Consider the following 3,296-nt stretch of genomic DNA (forward strand, 5'->3'; position numbering starts at 1 on the left):
TAAATCCCGTGGAAACCGTTCGATAGTCTTTGGCCTTAAGACGTTTCGAAACCATCATCATGGGGTTTGAGGGCCAATGATGTAAAAAACCACGCTAAGGAGATAATTCATTGTTTAAATTGAGATTTAACGGCCTCAATTCCCCCTTCATAATATCCTCCGGTAGTGTGAACGTATAATGTCCCAGCATGTTGATATGACCGTGCATCAGAGGCGAAAGCCGCGCGATATGTTCATCCTCTGGCCCTTCCCCGATGCTGCGCAGGTGCGACAAGGCTTCCTGCATATAAAGCGTATTCCACAGCACCACTGCGTTTGTCACCAGACCCAGCGCACCCAACTGATCTTCCTGCCCCTCGCGGTAACGTTTTCTGATCTCGCCACGCTGACCGTAGCAGATGGCTCTTGCAACGGCATGGCGGCCTTCACCCCGGTTCAACTGTGTTAGGATCCGGCGACGATAGTCCTCATCATCAATATAGTTGAGAAGATACAGTGTCTTGTTAACTCTTCCGACCTCCATTATTGCCTGAGCAAGCCCTGACGGTCGGGTACTTCTCAATAGCGATCGAATGAGTTCTGACGCATGAATAGTGCCCAGCTTCAGCGAACCGGCAACCCGCATCATCTCATCCCAGTGGCTTTCGATTTTAGAAAGGTCAACACAACCCCGCGCCAGTTTGTCCAACGCCCCGTAATTCGCTGCTTTGTCGGCCCGCCAGAACACAGCCTCACCCGCATCCGCCAGACGAGGTGAAAATTGGTATCCCAGTAGCCAGAACAGGCCAAAGATAATGTCACTGGTACCTGCTGTGTCCGTCATGATTTCAACCGGGTTTAGTCCCGTTTGTTGCTCAAGTAGCCCTTCCAGCACAAAGATGGAATCCCGCAGTGTTCCAGGAATCACTATGCCATGAAAACCCGAATATTGGTCAGAGACAAAGTTGTACCAGGTGATGCCGCGCCCTGAACCAAAGTATTTTCTGTTGGGGCCAGAATTCACCGTTTTCACTGGCGTGACAAAACGCATACCATCAGCGGAGGCTACCTCCCCGCCCCCCAGTATCCTGCCAACGCTAACGAGGACTGAAAATCAACCAGCCGCGCATTGGCGCTAACCAGCGTTTCTGCTCGGATGTAGTTCTGTTTCACCCAGCTCAGACGATGGCGAGTCAGTGCAGGGATATTGTGCTTGATCAGCGGCTCATGTCCGATATTGCAGGCCTCAGCCAGCATCACCGCACACAGGCTTATATGCAGATCCTGCGCACGGGCACCTGACTCGCTGACATGGCTGAATTCACGGGTGAAGCCAGTTCTGGCGTCAATCTCGAGCAACAGTTCTGTCAGGTCAACGGGTGGAAGCAATTGTCTGACTCGGCTGCTCAGTTGTATCAGCGCCGGTGGTTCATCCAATTTATCCAGGCTGCTGATGGTCAGCGAAGGATGTTTACCTTCATTGCAGATGTCCACGGCGGTATTGCGATCAAAACGTGATGCCACCGTTTTCCAGGTTTCATCTAACTGAGCGGCCAATTGCTCCGATGCTTTACTGCCATTAGTGGGGTGACCCAATGCCCGGCAGACTGGAACCCGCTGCGCCTGCCATTCCTCCCCCTGAAGAAGTTTTTGGCGCGGATCACCCCAACGATCGCTGTTTTCCAACCAGATGTCACGACGGCGTAGCGCATCCTGAAGTCGCTCCAGCAGACACAACGAGTAACCTGCTCGCTGTATCCGACCGTCAGCATCGTACACCAGGCGTTTCCAAGGGCCTGAAATGATATGTTCAGGTGCATCGTCCAGGATCCGTTTTTTCGAGCCGTTTAGCTCTGCCAGGTAATGGATGGCAGCCAAGGTATGTTCACCGTCTGGGGCCGCACGGAAGTGCAGATCGCGCAGTAGTGCGGGCAAAAAACGCCTTACCCGTCCGTATTGCTCCACCATTTCATCCTGAAAGTTTGTATCCTGGGGGCGGGCCAGTTCATTCACTTTTTCCACGGACTCTGCCAGTCTGGCGACAGACACACTGCTGAATATGGTCTTTCGCAGCAAATCATCGGCGGTATCTTCATCAAGTAAAAGTGCGCATGCCCGCGCCAGCAGCAACGCCGCGCGGTCAAGATCCTTGAGCGTCCTAAGTCGCTTTTTCTGCCCGGTTTTCTTCGCCTCCCGGGTAATATTGAGGATCAGCATATCCAGCACGTCAACGGCCTCGTCCAGCGCCGAGATTTCTTGCGCTTTCACGAATGCGGTAAGGATCGCCAGCCGCCGTTCTTCTGGCATTCTGCTGATATATTTCACCGATGCCATTCCGGCATAGCGTGCCAGATTGCGGAGCTGTATGGCGGGCAGCCCAGTGAAATTCAGACAGGAAAACTCCAGGCTGCGCAGGCGAGTGTAACGTTCAAGTGCTTCAGTGAACGCGGGGCCGCTGATAGTGACAGGGCCTCTTTTTAGGTGCTCCATCACTGAGAGTCGCTGTCCTTCGGGGATTTCAAGTAACCCAGCCAGTTGTGCGGTCTGCCAACGGTTTGGCAGCGCGGCCAATTTTCGCCACAAGCGGCGGGTCGCACGCTCACGGATTTCACCAATGACTCTCGTCAGGGTGGATGCGGCTGGCAACAACACTTTATTTTGAAGCAACCACGCGGTGGCAAAATCGAACATCAGTCCGGGGCGTTCATTACTGAGCCATGCACGGGTATACAGCAATCGCTTCAGTCTGAACGACCACGGGAAATCACCGAAATCATGATAGCTATAGTGCTGCCTGATAAGCCCGTGGTGCTCCCAACGTGTGTTTTCCCTTTGAGCATAGCGGGAAATGATCTCTGGATAGCGGATGTTAAGTTGCCTTGCGACATAAAACTGGACACCGGGCGGTATTTGCATGAGATCGGACAAGAAGGTTCCCAGAAAGCGGGCAGTTGTGAGTTGAAGGGCAATTCCCAACCGGTTATGCCTGCCCCTACGCAGGTTGATGAAAGTAAGGTCTCGCTCATCAAGATGAAAATACCGTGCCAGCTGGATCTCGTTTGGCTCTGCGGCATAACGCCCGTAGTTCTGTGTCTGTTTGTCGGTCAGAAAATCAGCAGCCATCACGCATCCTTTCGTAAACGGGTGTTCTGTTCTCTTTTTAACCGTCTCAAATGTTATGAGTTTTGATACCACCCAAAACGGTACTGAATGTCAGTATCAAAAATCGTGATTTATGCATTATGATACTACACAGTATGGCACTGTTGCAAAGTTAGCGATGAGGCAGCCTTTTGTCTTATTCAAAGGCCTTACAT

1 pseudogene is annotated in these 3,296 nt (G+C 52.3%); it reads right to left on the reverse strand.

The features are described from left to right. Positions 1–94: 94 nt before the first annotated feature. A pseudogene (locus ACOT0L_RS23785) lies at positions 95–3,102 on the reverse strand (Tn3 family transposase). Positions 3,103–3,296: the final 194 nt, after the last annotated feature.

This window comes from Enterobacter cloacae complex sp. XAL002 (assembly GCF_049236805.1).
GTDB lineage: Bacteria > Pseudomonadota > Gammaproteobacteria > Enterobacterales > Enterobacteriaceae > Enterobacter > Enterobacter intestinihominis.